General features: G+C 64.1%; 9 protein-coding genes, 1 tRNA gene and 2 pseudogenes. 9 read left to right on the forward strand and 3 right to left on the reverse strand.

Features of this window, described 5'->3' with window-relative positions:
* Positions 1-86: 86 nt before the first annotated feature.
* From ALC15_RS34305 to ALC15_RS34320, 4 genes are all read left to right on the forward strand, one after another.
* Complete coding sequence (locus ALC15_RS34305; protein WP_050631112.1) at positions 87-1,802, forward strand: PQQ-dependent dehydrogenase, methanol/ethanol family; 1,716 nt, start codon at positions 87-89, stop codon at positions 1,800-1,802.
* A 28-nt stretch (positions 1,803-1,830) separates the two neighbouring features.
* A complete protein-coding gene (locus tag ALC15_RS34310; protein WP_094194304.1) occupies positions 1,831-3,042 on the forward strand; it encodes a c-type cytochrome in 1,212 nt (403 codons plus the stop codon).
* 24 nt (positions 3,043-3,066) lie between these two features.
* Complete coding sequence (locus tag ALC15_RS34315) at positions 3,067-3,747, forward strand: response regulator (protein ID WP_050631114.1); 681 nt, start codon at positions 3,067-3,069, stop codon at positions 3,745-3,747.
* An 80-nt stretch (positions 3,748-3,827) separates the two neighbouring features.
* Positions 3,828-4,577 (forward strand): LuxR C-terminal-related transcriptional regulator, encoded by a 750-nt coding sequence (locus ALC15_RS34320; RefSeq protein ID WP_244486377.1) that lies wholly within the window; start codon positions 3,828-3,830, stop codon positions 4,575-4,577.
* Positions 4,578-4,601: 24 nt separating this feature from the next.
* Here ALC15_RS34320 and ALC15_RS34325 read toward each other — a convergent pair whose 3' ends face one another.
* Both ALC15_RS34325 and ALC15_RS34330 read right to left on the reverse strand, forming a co-directional pair.
* Positions 4,602-5,975 carry an ATP-binding response regulator gene (locus tag ALC15_RS34325; RefSeq protein ID WP_050631115.1) on the reverse strand — a complete coding sequence of 458 codons (1,374 nt, stop codon included), beginning with the start codon at positions 5,973-5,975 and terminating at the stop codon, positions 4,602-4,604.
* Entirely contained in the window at positions 5,972-7,144 is a 1,173-nt protein-coding gene (locus ALC15_RS34330; protein ID WP_094194296.1) for an FIST N-terminal domain-containing protein, read from the reverse strand. Before ALC15_RS34330 ends, ALC15_RS34325 begins: the two co-directional genes overlap by 4 nt.
* Positions 7,145-7,608: 464 nt before the next feature.
* On the opposite strand from ALC15_RS34330, the pseudogene ALC15_RS34335 reads away from it, so the two are divergent.
* Positions 7,609-9,641, forward strand: a pseudogene (locus ALC15_RS34335) (methyl-accepting chemotaxis protein).
* A gap of 162 nt (positions 9,642-9,803) precedes the next feature.
* Here ALC15_RS34335 and ALC15_RS34340 read toward each other — a convergent pair.
* On the reverse strand, positions 9,804-10,181 hold the full coding sequence (locus ALC15_RS34340; RefSeq protein WP_094194297.1) for a DUF3175 domain-containing protein: 378 nt from the start codon (positions 10,179-10,181) through the stop codon (positions 9,804-9,806).
* 184 nt (positions 10,182-10,365) lie between these two features.
* Between ALC15_RS34340 and ALC15_RS34345 the strand changes: the two genes are divergently transcribed.
* From ALC15_RS34345 to ALC15_RS34360, 4 genes and pseudogenes are all read left to right on the forward strand, one after another.
* Positions 10,366-11,859, forward strand: coding sequence for an MFS transporter (locus ALC15_RS34345; RefSeq protein WP_050631116.1), 1,494 nt, complete (start codon positions 10,366-10,368; stop codon positions 11,857-11,859).
* Between the two features lie 3 nt (positions 11,860-11,862).
* Positions 11,863-12,696: a trehalose-phosphatase gene (otsB, locus tag ALC15_RS34350; protein ID WP_050631117.1), complete on the forward strand. Its 834-nt coding sequence runs from the start codon at positions 11,863-11,865 to the stop codon at positions 12,694-12,696.
* Between the two features lie 204 nt (positions 12,697-12,900).
* A pseudogene (locus ALC15_RS34355) lies at positions 12,901-14,349 on the forward strand (trehalose-6-phosphate synthase).
* A gap of 388 nt (positions 14,350-14,737) precedes the next feature.
* Positions 14,738-14,827 (forward strand) — tRNA-Ser (locus tag ALC15_RS34360).
* Positions 14,828-15,470 lie beyond the last annotated feature (643 nt).

The raw sequence follows: 15,470 nt of genomic DNA on the forward strand, positions 1-15,470 counted from the left end.
ACAAGATCGCTGATCCATGCATTTGGGTAGAGAGACGCGCGCGCGATGCATCCATCGCGGCAACGAAACCATATTGGAGGAAGCCAATGAAGCTGAGGAGCGGGATTTTCTTTGCCGGCGTGTCGCTGGTCGCCATGGTGATGGCGGGTATTACTGCGTCGAAAGCGAATGACTCCGTCACAAAGGCGGCATCTGATCCGAACGGATGGGCGATCGCCGGCCACGACTACGGCAACACGCGCTTCAGCCCGCTGAAGCAGATCAATTCAGAGAACGCCGGCAAGCTGCAGCTCGTCTACTCGATGTCGCTGGCTTCGCTGCGCTCCAACGAGGCTTCGCCGGTCGTGATCGGCAAGAACCTCTATGTGTCGACCTCGTGGGGGCCGAAATACGTCTATGCGATCGACGCCGCGACCGGCGCGCGCAAATGGACCTGGCAGCCCGACATTCCGGATGACGTGCTTCAATACGCCTGCTGCGACGTCAACAGCCGCGGCGTGTCCTATGCCGACGGCAAGATCTTCGTCGGCCGGCTCGACGGCAAGCTCACCGCGCTCGATGCCGAGACCGGCAAGGAGCTCTGGACCTCGACCGTCGTCGACTACAAGCAGGGCTCGGTCATCACCTCGCCGCCGCTCGTCGTCCGCGACAAGGTCATCACCGGCTTCGGCGGCGGCGAATACGGCGTCCGCGGCTCGCTGCAGGCGTTCTCGCTCAAGGACGGCAAGCTGCTCTGGCAGACCTTCACGGTGCCGGCGCCGGGCGAGCCCGGCAGCGACACCTGGAAGGGCGATACCGGGCTGCATGGCGGCGGCGCCGCCTGGCTGGTCGGCTCCTATGACGCCAAGTCCGACACCGTCTACTGGGGCACCAGCAATCCGGGACCGTGGAATACCGCGGTGCGCTCCACCGGCGACGGCAATTTCGGCAAGCTGACCAACCTCTACACCGCCTCGACGCTGGCGATCGATCCCAACACCGGCAAGATCAAGTGGCACATCCAGGGCACGCCGGCCGACGCCTGGGATTATGACGGCGTCAACGAGCTGCTGCTCGCCGACCTGAAGATCAAGGGCGCCGAGACGCCGGTCCTGATGAAGGCGGACCGCAACGGCTTCTTCTTCGTGGCCAACCGCGAGACCGGCAAGGTGATCTCGGCCGAGAAATACGTGTTCGCCAACTGGGCCAAGAAGTGGGACATCAACACGATGCGGGCGGAAGAGGATCCGGACAAACGTCCCGGCCCGGGCCATCCCGCCAAGGATATCTGCCCGAACCTGATCGGCGGCAAGAACTGGCAGCCGATGTCGTTCAACCCTGGGACCGGCCTCGTCTACATCCCGAGCAACAATGTCTGCATGGACTGGTCGGTCTCCGACGTGAACTACAAGCGCGGCGTGTTCTATCTCGGCGCCGAATTCCCGACCAAGCCCGGCCCCGGCGGCTTCCTCGGCGAACTCGTGGCCTGGGATCCCGTGGCCAACAAGAAGGTGTGGAGCATCAAGGAAGACCTGCCCTTCAACGGCGGCACGCTGACGACCGGCGGCAACCTGGTGTTCTCAGGCAATCTGCACGGTGACTTCCGCGCCATCGATGCCAAGAACGGCAAGGTGCTGTGGAGCAAGAACCTCGGCAGCGGCATCGGTGCCGGTCCGGTGACCTATTCGGTCGACGGCAAGCAGTATGTCGCGATCGTGGTCGGACGTACCGCGGCGCTGCCGGCCTTCCTCGGTGACATCGGCAAGAAGATGGTCGCCGCGGCGCCGGAAGGCGGCTCGCTGTTCGTGTTCGCCCTGCAGTAACCGTCGCGTCATGGAGGCAGCATTGTCCGTGTCCATCAAGTGCAATGAAGTACCCAACCCGGCGCGCAGCGTGCAGTTGGGTAAGGCGATCCGGACCGTGCTGCTGTCCGCCACACTGCTCGCGCCGGCCTTCGCGGCCGGCGCGGACGAAGCAAAACCGCCGCTGCGGCTCTGCGCCGATCCGACCAACCTGCCGTTCTCGAGCGATGAGCCGGGCAAGCCCGGTCTCTATCTCGAGATCGGCCAGGCAGTCGCGCAAAAGCTCGGCCGCACGGTGAGCTATAATTGGTACAAGTCCTATTTCGGCAAGCGCACCGTGCGGGAGACGCTGCTCAGCAAGCAGTGCGACGCCATGGTCGGGCTGCCCTTGATCGACGATTTCATGGGCCCGGCGGTGATCTTCTCGAAGCCGATCGCCCATGAAGGCTACGCGCTGGTCGGCGCCAGGGATCGCAAGCTTGGCGGCATCGATGACCTCAGGGGATTGCGGGTTGCGGTGCAGTATCAGTCGACGCCGCAGAACGTGCTGGCGCTGCGCGACGATATCCAGAAGATGACCGTGCTCAGCCCCGAGGAGGGCATGACAGCTCTCGATCAGGGCAAGGTCGATGTCGCCTTCATCTGGGCGCCGGTGGCCGGTTGGCTCAACAAGACCAGCTACGGTGACAAGTACCAGATCGTCTCGACCGAGGGCGACGGCCTGCTCTGGGCGACTGCGATCGGTTTCGCCAAGACGTCGGGCGCCTTGCGCAATGAAGTCGACGGCGTCCTGCCCTCGCTGCAGGGGGATATTTCCGCGCTGTTCGCCAAATATGGCGTGCCGAACGGCGCCGCGGTGAAGTTCGGCCGGGCAGACCAGGCAACCACGTCGTCCGTCGGCGCGACCGAGCCGGTCACGGTCGGGCAGACGGCCGCAGCCGACAAGCCGGTTCAGACCGCCGCGACTTCAGGGGACGCAAAAGGGGACGCCACAGCAGATGCCAAAGCGGGGCGGGAGGTGTTCAATGGTACCTGCGCCCATTGCCACGGTCCGGACGCGGTGCAGGCCGAACGAAAGATCGACCTCAGGCTGCTCAAGAAGCGCTATGCTGACGACATGGAATCGACATTCTGGAAGACGGTCCACGACGGGCGGCCAGCCAAGGGCATGCCGGCCTGGAAGGACGTCTTCAGCGACGACGAGCTCAGAAACGTATATGCCTATCTGCAGAGCGTGCAGGATACCGGCGGGTCGAACTAGACGAACAGCAGTGCGAGGGTCCTCATGATGGGGTTCCTGATCATCGACGATCACCCCCTGTTCGGGGAGGCGCTTGGCAATGCCATCCGCATCTCGCATCCCGATGCCCGAATCTATGAGGCGACCTCGATCAAGGGGGCGCTCGGCATCCTCGCGAGCGAGCCGAACATCGATCTGGCGCTGCTCGATCTGTTGCTGCCCGACGTCGTGGGCTTCTCCGGCTTCCAGAAGCTCAGGGATCGCTATCCGCGGCTGCCGATCGCCATCGTCTCCAGTGAAGAAGACAAGCACACCATCCGCGAGGCGCTGGAAATGGGCGCGGTCGGCTATCTGCCGAAATCGACCTCGCTCGGCGAACTCTCGCAGGCGATCGCGCGCGTGCTGAGCGGATCGGTCTCGGCGCCGCGCGATTTCGTCGCGGTCGGCGCGCTGGACCAGTCCGAGACGGCGCGAACGCTGCGCGAGCGCATCCAGAAGCTGACGCCGCAGCAGATCCGCGTGCTGCACTTGATCATCCGTGGCCTGCAGAACCGCGAGATCGCCTCCGAACTCAAGCTAGCGGAATCCACTGTCAAGGCGCATGTCACCGAGATCCTGCGCAAGCTGAAGCTGTTCAGCCGCAACAAGGCGATCATCGAACTCGGCAAGATTCCGCTTCCGGTGCTTGAAACCAGCTCGGGTACGAAAGCAGAGAAGGCGCCCTAGACTTGCTGCACTGCGAGGCGGCCGCATTGGATATCCTGCCTATAGGCTGCCGGTCAGCTTTGAGATAACGTCGCGCGCATATGGTTGTCATCAGCGACCCGAGGGAGGACGGCGCAGCATTGACCACGACCGCGCCTCTGGCGGACGAGCCGCCGCTCGATAGCGCGGGTGCGCCTCGACTGCTGATCGTCGAGGATCACCCGCTGTTCCGCGCCGCCTTGATCGGCGTGATCGGGGCCGAGTTTCCCGATGCCGAGGTATTGCAGGCAACTTCTATCGATGGCGCGCTTGATGTGATCGCCGCCCGCGACGGTCTCGACTTGATCCTGCTCGATCTGTCGATGCCCGGAACGACGGGCCTGCTCGGCGCCTACCGGGTGCGGGCCGCGTCGCCGCGCAGCGCGCTGGCGATCGTATCCGCGCATGACGATTCCCGGATCATCGGCGGCGCGATCTCGCTCGGCATTTCCGGGTTCATTCCGAAGTCGACGCCGAAGGTCGAGCTGGCGCGCCTGTTGCGCGGCATTCTCGAAGGCGAGGTGTGCCTGCCGACGCGCTTCCGCGATGCCGCCGCTGCGCGCAAGGCGCAGGCCGAAACCAGGGAGCTGGTGCAGCAGCTCGGCCAGTTCACCGCCCAGCAGCTTCGCGTGCTCGACATGATCTGCCGCGGATTGCAGAACAAGCACATCGCCTATGAGCTCGATATCTCGGTCACCACCGTGAAGGTGCATGTCTCGGAAATCCTGCGCAAGCTCGGCGTGCGCAGCCGGACCGAGGCCATCATCGCGCTGTCGAAACTGGATTTCGGCAAGCACGACCATGCCCGGTGAGGGCCGCGCCGTCGTCGCGCCTCGTCAGAGCCGCGCGCCCGACTGCTCCGCCGCCAGCAGGAACGACAGCAGCGAGCGCATCTCGGCGGGCTTGATCGGCTTCTTCAGGAGTTCGTGGCCGAAGGCCGAGACGTCGGAGGCAGCCTTGGCCGAGTAGTCGGCGGTGACGATGATCGCCGGGACCTTGGCGTTGATCTCGCCGCGGATCACGTCGACCGCCTGGATTCCGGTCTCGCCATTGTCGAGATGCAGGTCGGCGATGATGGCGTCGGGAACGCCGTCGAGCGCGTGGATGCGCTCGAGCGCCTCGGCCTTCGAGATCGTCACCGCGACGTCGCAACCCCATTTTTCCAGCAGATGGGCGAGGCCCTCGGCGCTGGAGAGGTCGTTCTCGATCAGCAGGATTTTCGCGCCTTCCATGCCGCCATAGCGATAGTCGACGCTGGCCTGCTCGCGCACCGGGATCGCAACCGGATCGAGGGTGCGAGGCACCGTGACCGAGAACACCGAGCCCTTGCCGGCGCGCGAGCTCAGCCTGATGTTGTGGCCGAGCAGGTCGGCGAACCGGCGCACGATCGAAAGGCCGAGCCCGATGCCCGCCTTGTCGGCGGCGCCGGCGTCACCGCGCTGAAACTCGACGAAGATCGCCTCGCGCTGGGCCTCCGGGATGCCCGGCCCGGTGTCGTGCACCTCGATGCAGATATCGTCGCCCCTGGCGCGGCATCCCATCAGCACGGTCCCGCGCTGGGTGTAGCGCAGCGCGTTGGCCAAAAGGTTCTGCAGGATCCGGCGCAGCATCAGCGGGTCGGACCGGACCACCGCCGACGACGGCATGATGCGGAAGTCGAGATTGCGCTTGGCGGCGGTCGCCACGAATTCCTGCTGCAGCGGCTCGAACAGCGAGGCGATCGCGACCGGACCGAACTCGGGCCTGAGCACGCCGGCATCGAGCTTCGAGATGTCGAGCAGCGTCCGCAGCATGTCCTCGAGCGTCGCGAGCGAACGGTCGATCTGGTCGGTCAGCGCGACACTCTTGGGCTCGGTCGCCGTTTCGGTCAGCGCGGACAGCGTCAGCCGCGCCGCATTCAGCGGCTGCAACAGATCGTGCGTCACCGAAACCAGCACCGACGACTTCAGCGAGCTTGCCGCCTCGGCCTGCTGCTTGGCCTGCAGCAGGCGTCCATTGGTCTTCTCCAGCGATTGCAGGGCCTGCTTGAGCTGCTGGGTGCGGTCACGCACCTGCTGATCGAGCGCAATGGCGGTCTCGAATAGCGAAAAGGCGTTGAGCTGCTGGTCGGTCGAACGTTCGACGCGCGACATCAGCGCTGCGTTGATCTTGCGCAGCTTCTCGGCTTCGCGTTCGAGGGCCGAAATGCGCGTGGTCTTCGTATCAGTCATTGCGGCGCGTTGGTCCGCTTGCCGATGGCGACGCCGGTCAGCGTTTGGTTGACATGCATGGAGCGATACTGCTCGCCATAGGTCTGAAAGCCAATCACTTTGTTGCGGCGATAGAGCTCCGACATCTCGCGCGACTGCTGGCGCTGCTCGACGTCGAGCCGGCGCAGCACGCATTCGAAGCCGATGAACATCGAGACCTCGCCGAGATCCTCGGTCAGCTCCTCGAGCAGGCGGCTCGTCACGTCGATCGGGTCGCGCTCGCGCGCCACCGTCAGCACCATGCCCTCGTCGATGGCGCAGAAGAATTGCAGCGACCCGTCGGGATTGGTGCGCTGGATCGATCGCGCGTAATAGGCACCGCCGACGCGGACCAGCACCGGATGCGCCGCGAACGAGAACAGCTCGAGCTTGTTGTCGCTGAGGCCGACGGCGCGGGAATATTCCAGCGCGGCGGGCTCGGCGTTCAGCTCCTTGACGATGCGGTGCTCGATGTCGGCCTCGGTCACCACCATCTTGGTCGAGGTCGGCTCGAAATGGTCGCACTTGAACAGGCGGAACGGCAGCCGGGTCCGGATCAGGATCAGGACGGCGGCGTCGGTATGGGCCGCGCCGCCGTGGAAGACCCAGGACTTCTCGAAGCGCAGGCCATCGCCGGCTGAGCCGCCGACCACCGGGATGTCGCCGAGCGATGCGTAGATCGCCGACATGATGGTTTCCTCACGCTGGCACATGCCGTCGATGAACAGCAGCCCGAAGGAATCGTCGGTGTGATCGCAATGCTCGGTGCGCTGCGCGAACTCGCTCTGCAATTCGGTGCAGATCGAGCGGCCGTGGTCGACCCGAAACGTCGAGAGGTCGAACAGCGGCCGGGCCGCGATGACGAAATCGGCCGCGTCGAAGCCCATCGCGACCACGCTGTCCTCCTCCCAGCCGCCGGGCGATAGTTCGCCCGCCGTGGTGCAACCGAAGATCGGAACGTCGGGCATCCGGCCGGACAGTTCGGCAATGAATTGCTGCGGGTCATAGAACGGCGACACGAACACCACGAGCATGGCGAGATCAACCGCCGCCAGTTGGCGCGCGATCTCGTCGGCGGCCTCCCGCGGCCCGTTGGTCTTTGCCTGCACCACGACAATGCTGTCGGTGGCGCTGCCGTTCTGCTTCGCCAAGGGCGTTCTCCCTAACCAGAATTTCTTGTTTTTCTTGGCGCGGCCGGTGGTCCCCGCGCGGGGTCTCGAGGGCATCCGGGCCATGCCGCGATGGTTCGCGATCCGGCCAGCCTTTATATCCTAGGTCGTGAGGGGGAATGTCATTGGCCGGGCCAATTCGCCGGCAGCTGCGCTCGCCGCAAGCGCCAACGGCGCCGCTCGACGCGATGACATGGGACACCTCCCGATGTGTTCTCCTGGCCCGGGCAGGGACAGGTTTGATCGGTTCTAACGTATCGGGCCGGACCCGCGCGTCAATCACCTTGCCCGCACCCCCGGGCCGACCAAGGTAGTACCGGTCCCGGACGGGCGGCGGCTGCTCATTTACCGGGCCTTATTGATTCTGCCTTAGTTTTGCCCTCCGGGGACTGGGGCGGGTTGCCGCCGGACCCCGCGTGGTTTTCAGAATGAAGACGGGGGTTGGAATGCCGGGACTGAAGCGATCGTCATCGATCAGGCTCCCAACCCTCAGATTCCGCGCCAAGATCATGCTCGGCTTTGCCGTCACCCTGGCGCTTTCGGCAGCCACCATGGGCTTCGCCTATATGGCTTCGAGCGGGTCTCCGCCGGCGTCGGCTCCTATCGCCAGAGCGTCGCGGAAGCCGATCTCGCCCGCAACATCGATCGCGAACTGATCTCCTATCGTTCGCTGGCGCGCTACTACGTCGCGACCGGCAAGGAGGACGACGCCAAGGCCGCGCTCGCCGCCGAGGCCAGCCTGAAGGACGCCATCGTGGCGTCGATGAAGGGCACCACCAATCCGGCCCGGCTCGAGCAGGTCGCCAAGCTGGAACGCGAATTCCGCGCCTTCACCAAGATCTTTGCCGAGATCGTCCGCATCAAGGACGACAGCGCGCAGGTCGCGCAGAACAAGCTGACACGCAGCGCGACCTCGATGCGCTACAAGCTCGACGATCTGCCGAGCAATGCCGATGATTCCGAGCTGCAATCGATTCAGTTCGGCGCCAAGAAGGTCGCCGACCAGCTGCAGTCGATCACCGGCGCCGTCAACACCTTCGTCGTCAATGGCGACAAGACCGTCGCCTCCAGCGCGCTCGCCCGGCTGAAATTCGCCGACAATCTGGTGAAGGGCATCACCTCGAAGGACGAGCGGATCACCCAGAGCGTGAAGGACATCACCGCGCTGCTCGAGGAATACCGCGAGGCGCTCGCCAAGCTGATCGCGAATGCCAAGTCGATCGACGAGCTGACCGTCGAGATGACGGAATCGGCGGCTGCCATCAGCCAGGGCGCGGCGGCGATGAAGTCCGATCTGCTCGCCGACCAGAAGCGGCTCGAGACCGAATCGCACTCCATGATCGGCGAGACCGAACAGCTGATCCTGATGCTCGCGGCCGGCAGCTTTGTGCTCGGGCTGGTTTGGGCATTCCTGCTCGGCAAGGGCATTTCGCGTCCGATCGCGGCGATGTGTGCGGCGATGCGCGAGCTCGCGGCGGGCAATTTCGACGTCGTGCTGCCGGGCCTCGGCCGTCGCGACGAGCTCGGCGAGATGGCCGGTGCCGTGGAAGAGTTCAAGGTCCAGGCGGTCGCCAAGGCCGAGCGCGACGCCGCGACGCAGGAAGCGCAGAACAAGGCGAGCGCGACCGCGCGACGCGCGGAGCTCATCCGCTTCGCCGACGAATTCGAATCCGCCGTCGGCTCGATCGTCTCCAATGTGTCGGCTTCCGCCGTGCAGCTCGAATCCGCAGCCGGGACACTGACCCGGACCGCAGAGACCACGCAGAACCTGTCGAGCCAGGTCGCCGGCGCCTCCGAGGAGGCCTCCAGCAACATGCAGTCGGTTGCGTCTGCGACCGAGGAATTGTCGGCGTCGGTCGACGAGATCGGCCGCCGCGCCAAGGAATCCAGCCAGATCGCCGATTCCGCCGTGCGCCAGGCCGAGCAGACTGATGCGCGGATCGGCAAGCTCTCGCGCGCCGCGCAGGAGATCGGCGACGTCGTCAAGCTGATCACGGCGATCGCCGAGCAGACCAATCTGCTGGCGTTGAACGCCACCATCGAGGCCGCGCGCGCCGGTGATGCGGGCCGCGGCTTTGCGGTGGTTGCCTCCGAAGTGAAGTCGCTCGCAAGCCAGACCGCCAGGGCGACCGACGAGATCTCCACGCACATCACCGGCATGCAGGCCGCGACGCAGGAATCGGTTGCCGCGATCAAGGAGATCGGCGGCACGATCGGGCAGATCTCGGGGATCGCGACCAATATCGCAAGCTCGGTCGAGCAGCAGAGCGCGGCAACGCAGGAGATCGCGCGCAGTGTGCAGAACGTCGCGCAGGGCACCCAGGAAACCGCATCCAGCGTCACCCAGGTCAACCGCGGCGCGACCGAGACGGGTGCTGCCTCCGAGGAAGTGCTGAACTCGGCGCGTTCGTTGTCGGTCGAGAGCTCGCGGCTGCGCGAGGAGCTCGATCGCTTCATGGCGAACATCCGCGCGGCGTAGATTGGTTTGCCGTAACTGACAACCACGGTCGTCCTGGCGAAAGCCAGGACCCATACGCCGTGGCCCTCGAAAGGGGCAAGCGGCGAGTTGTCCTTCACCAATAGACAGTGGTGGTAATGGGTCCTGGCTTTCGCCAGGACGACGGCAGATGAGACGGCGCGACTAATCCCGCCCGAACTGGTGCTTCAACTCGACCTTGGCGCGTTCCAGTCGTGACCGCTCGGTCTTCGGCAGCGTCTTGCCGGCACGATTGATATAGAAGGTCAGCATCGAGAGCGCGGAGCGGTAGGCGCCGCTCTTGCGGCGCGTGCTGTGCTCGGCGGATTGTTTCAGCGATGATGCGATCTTCTTCGCGCTGGTCTGCTTGAACACGCCGTGCTTGAGGTCGAGCGCGTCGCTCTCCTTGGTCACACGTTGCGACCAGCGCTTCGAGGGCGTCTTTGCGCCGCGCTTGTGACGCGTTGTGCTTGCCGATCGTGCCGTTGATCTTGGCGGCGGCTTTCTTGCTGTCTTGCGCGCGGCCTTCTTGCGTGCGGCCATCGATGCCTCCGTGACTTTTGAGCCGAGAACAGCGCGCAGCGGCGGCGGTTCCTATGCCGCATTGCGGGAACTCTTGCCGGCCTGCGGCGTTAACGTCGCGTGGCGGGCACTCCGTTTGCCGCAATCCTGGGAAAAAGAACCTTGGAACGCATCGTTCCGGGGATTTTCTCATTGGTCCAATCTGATGAATTTGCAGCGGACACAATTGAGTTCTGCGACAGCGACTGACCGAACGGTGTCGCCGGATGCACAGGGCGACGGGCGCATCATCGAGACCTCGATTCCGCTTCGGCTCGACCATCTCAGCTGGAGCGGCTTCCACACCCGCGTGGTGCTGGCGCTTGGCATCACCTGGATTCTCGACGGGCTCGAGGTGACGTTGGCCGGCGCGCTGTCGGGCGCGCTGAAGAACAGCCCGACCATGAGCTTCTCCAACGCCGATGTCGGCCTTGCCAGCAGCGCCTATCTTGCCGGTGCCGTGCTCGGCGCGCTCGGCTTCGGCTGGCTCACCGACCGGATCGGCCGCAAGAAGTTGTTCTTCATCACGCTCGCGCTCTATCTGTCCGCGACAGCCGCGACCGCGCTGTCGTGGAATGTCGCAAGCTACGCGCTGTTTCGCTTTCTCACCGGCGCCGGTATCGGCGGCGAATACACCGCGATCAATTCGACCATCCAGGAGCTGGTGCCGGCGCGCTATCGCGGCTGGACCGATCTCGTCATCAACGGCAGCTTCTGGATCGGGGCTGCGATCGGCGCGGTGAGCGCGATCGTCCTGCTCGATCCCGCGTGGCTTGCGCCCGATCATGGCTGGCGGATCGCCTATTTCACCGGCGCGGCGCTCGGCCTCGTGGTGCTGTTGATGCGGATGTGGATCCCGGAAAGCCCGCGCTGGCTGATGATCCATGGGCGCCCCGATGAGGCTCACAAGATCGTCGCCGGCATCGAGACCTCCGTGCTCGGCCATGAACAGCCGAGTGAAGGCTTCGAGAAGATCAAGCTCAAGATGCGCGATCACACGCCGCTGCGCGAGGTCGCGGTGACGCTGTTCTCGACCTACCGGCAGCGTTCGCTGGTCGGGCTGACGCTGATGGCCGCGCAGGCCTTCTTCTACAATGCGATCTTCTTCACCTTCGCGCTGATCCTGACCGATTTCTTCGGCATCGCCGCCAGCAATGTCGGCTGGTACATCCTTCCCTTTGCCGCCGGCAACTTCCTCGGGCCGCTGCTGCTCGGCCGCCTGTTCGACACGCTCGGCCGCCGCACCATGATCGTGCTGACCTATGCCACCTCGGGCGTGCTGCTTGCGCTGTCCGGCTATCTGTTCTCGATCGGCGTGCTCAGTGCGCAGACCCAGACCATCGCCTGGATGGTGATCTTCTTCTTCGCCTCGCCGGCGGCGAGCGCCGCCTATCTCACCGTCAGCGAGACGTTTCCGCTGGAGGTCCGTGCGCTTGCGATCGCCGTCTTCTATGCCGTCGGCACCGGCATCGGCGGCGTGATCGGGCCGGCGCTGTTCGGCGTGCTGATCGACACCGGATCGCGCAACAGCGTCTTCGCCGGCTACCTCCTGGGGTCGGTACTCATGTTGGTCGCCGCAGCCGTCGCATGGCGCTATGCCGTCGCGGCCGAGCGAAAATCGCTCGAATCGGTCGCGCGACCATTGGCATTTGTGGAGTAGACTATGACGAAGCATGATGTGGCCGAAATGCCCCCGGATGATGACATCGCCCCTGACGCCAGGATTGGCAGCGTGCCGACGCCGGCATCGTTGATTCCGGCGCTGGATCGCACCGCGGTGCTGCTCGACATCGACGGCACGCTGCTCGATTTCGCGCCGACGCCGCGCGAGGTCTGGGTGCCCCCGAAGCTCGCGACCACGCTGAAGCAATTGCATGAGCGAACCGGCGGCGCGCTGGCGTTGGTCAGCGGCCGCTCGCTCAACGACATCGACCTGATCTTCGCCCCGGAGGTGTTTCCCGCGATCGGCGGCCATGGCGCCGAGATGCGGCTGCAGCCGGACAGCGAGGCGGTTGCCGCGCACGCGCCGCCGCTCGACAAGGAATTGAAGCGGCGTCTCGCCGCGATCGCAAAGCTCAGCCCCGGCATTCTGCTCGAGGACAAGGGTTACTCGCTGGCGCTGCACTATCGGCTGGCGCCGGCGGCGGAGAAGGCGATCTATGAAGCGGTGTCGCTGATCCGCGCCGAATTGCCGAATGCGCCGATCGAGGTGCTGCCGGGCAAGAGCGTCTGCGAGATCAAGCATTCCGGCTTCACCAAGGCGACCGGCGTGCTCGAGCTGATGACGCATGAGCCATTCAAGGGACGCCGCCCGTTCTTCATCGGCGACGACGTCACCGACGAGACCGTATTCGCGATCATGCCTGAATATGACGGTCTGGCATTTTCCGTCGGGCGTCGCGCGGCCGGTATCGCTGGACATTTCGATGGGCCGGGCGATGTGCGGGCGTTTCTCGCTCGGCTGCTCGACGACGATAGGGACGTGAATCTGTCCTAACCAAATCAACCGCATCGTGGGTTCGAATCGAATGCGGTGCTTTTGCGTCGTGTGAGCGACCTCGCGCGCAATTTTCTTTTCGCGAGTTCCCGCGAGTTCCTTAAGCGTGCGCCAGAATTTGGTTTCAATTGGGAGAAATGTTGATCCGGAACCATCTTGATGAATGGTTGTTAATACGCGAGTTGACCAACAGGAGGGGACCTGGTGAACCTCGTCGTCGTATCGAACCGCGTCTCGCGCGGAAAACCTAATGAACCCATGACGGGGGGGCTTGCAGCGGCCTTGTTGCCGGTGGTGGAAAAGACAGGGGCAATATGGGTTGGTTCCAGCGGACGGGTCCGCGACGGGAACCACAAGGAACCTTTCGCAGAAGTCGAAGCTCTCGGCGCAGGCGCGCTGGCGATGCTCGATCTGCCGGCCGCGCACTACGGCGGCTACTATGAAGCTTTGCCAATTCGGCGTTGTGGCCCGCGATGCATTCGCGCGCCGATCTGATTCGTGCTCGCACGAGGACTACACCAGCTATCGCGAAGTGAACGCGTTCATGGCGCGCGCGCTGCTGCGCTTCCGCAAGCCGGACTCCGTGTTCTGGATCCAGGACTATCACTTCCTCGCGCTCGGCGCCGAGCTGCGCGATCTCGGCGTGGCGCAGCGATCGGCTTCTTCCTGCATACGCCGTGGCCGGCACGCGCGGTGATCGCGGGCGTGCCCAATCATCGCGAGCTGATCGAGGCGATGCTGTCCTATGATCTGATCGGCTTCCAGACCGACGAGGACTGCGAGAACTTCCTGAGCTATGTGCAGAACGATCTCGAATTCGAGGTGCGGGACGGCGTGATCAACTCGTCGTTCGGCCGCACCCGCGCCGCGGTGTTTCCGATCGGCATCGATCCCGGCAAGTTCGCCCAGCAGGCCACCAAGGCGATGACGCATCCCGACGTGACGCGGCTGCGGCGCAGCCTCAACGGCGAGAGGCTCGCGATCGGTGTCGACCGGCTCGACTATTCCAAGGGTCTCGTCAACCGCATCAAGGCGTTCGACAAGATGTGGACGCTGCATCCGGCACTGAAGCGTTCGGTGTCGCTGCTGCAGATCGCGACGCCCTCGCGCGGCGCGATCGAGGCCTATGGCAATCTCGCCAGCGAGGTGGCGAAGCTCGTCACCGATGTCAACGGTGTGCATGGCGAGGTGGACTGGACGCCGATCCGCTATCTCAACAAGGGCTTTGGCCAGGGCGTGCTCGCGGGGCTCTACCGCACCGCGCAGGTCGGCGTGGTGACGCCGCTGCAGGACGGCATGAACCTCGTTGCCAAGGAGTATGTCGCAGCTCAAAACCCGGCCGATCCCGGCGTGCTGGTGCTGTCGAAATTCGCCGGCGCGGCGAACGAGCTCGACGCCGCGCTGCTGGTCAATCCGCACGACATCGATGGCATGGCACGCGCCCTGGCAATGGCGCTCGCGATGCCGCTGACCGAGCGGCGGATGCGCTGGGAAGCAATGATGGAGAAGCTCAACGGCGGCACCATCCAGCAATGGTTCGCCGATTTCATCGAGGCGCTGCAGGATACGCACACTACGGCAAACGCGGCGCTGCCGGAGCCGCCATCCCTGTGGCCGCGCCGCACGGCGGATTTTGCCGCGCGATATCACTGAGGAGCACTGAACGTGGAGGATGGGCAGGGGTGCATGACCCCGTGCCCACCTCGGTGCGGCGTGAGCTCAAGGGCGGTAACGCCGGCAGTCTCGGACGGCATCGAAAGTAGCCGGCCGCCGCGCGATGGCTTACGGCCTAAGCACTGCGCCACAATGCGCAGTTGCGCACCGAGGAGTGGCGGGATCGCCAAATCGGCGTCATCGGCTGATTTGCGCCAGGCAGCGACCTGCAACCGGCAAAAATCCCCTGCGGTGGCCAGTAAGACGGCGAGGTGTGGCCGTAGTCAGCGCCAATTTACCCAATATTTTCAATCAATTGGGGAAATTTTGCGCTTCGACCCTGCGCTCCCTTGCAAAATCCGCCTCAGCCCTTCAAGAGAGGCCTCCCGGAGAGATGGCCGAGTGGCTTAAGGCGCACGCTTGGAAAGCGTGTGTGCGGGAAACCGTACCGTGGGTTCGAATCCCACTCTCTCCGCCACTTTGTCCCAAAATGTCGTACCGCGGAACGGAGACATGCCCGAAAACTCGGCCGTTTTCGTGTATTTTCTCGCTCTGGAGAAGCTCGGCCGTACTAAAAATGGCCCGTGAATGGGCCTGGAGAACGCGTTTTTCTCCGAATCCTAGAACGCCGGATATCGGTACGGTACGGCAATTTCGCGGAAAACAAAGCCCTCATAGGGGGCCGGTTTCGAATCTCTCTCGCTCACCAAAGGCGTTTTCAAACACGATCGGTTAAGCTGAGAGTTCTGTTGAAGCGATTTAGCAGGCCAAACGCAAACTAAGTAACCGTTCGATCCTGGAAGCGTGTGGTCGATGAGGAAGCTGGCTGACTCCGGAAATTCCGAGCTCGTGGCGTCTCACCGTTCGCCAGGTGGTCGAATTACCGACAGTTGACGAGGTTATGTCTCGGGCGCCCTATTGCGAACAGGCCCCTTTGAGCGCGTCCCATTCCTCAAGGTGGGTCCCTTTTCGATACCTTTTAGCGCGAGCCGCGTTTTTGCTTCTCTGGCCTCCCTGAGCGACGCGACTGATTGAGGCGATCCGCCTGGGTGGAAAGAGTATCGCTCGTCGCTGACTTTTGTTGGTTGTTCTCGATGCATTTCCTACGACGAAAGTTTCGC

This window comes from Bradyrhizobium viridifuturi, assembly GCF_001238275.1.
Classification (GTDB): domain Bacteria; phylum Pseudomonadota; class Alphaproteobacteria; order Rhizobiales; family Xanthobacteraceae; genus Bradyrhizobium; species Bradyrhizobium viridifuturi.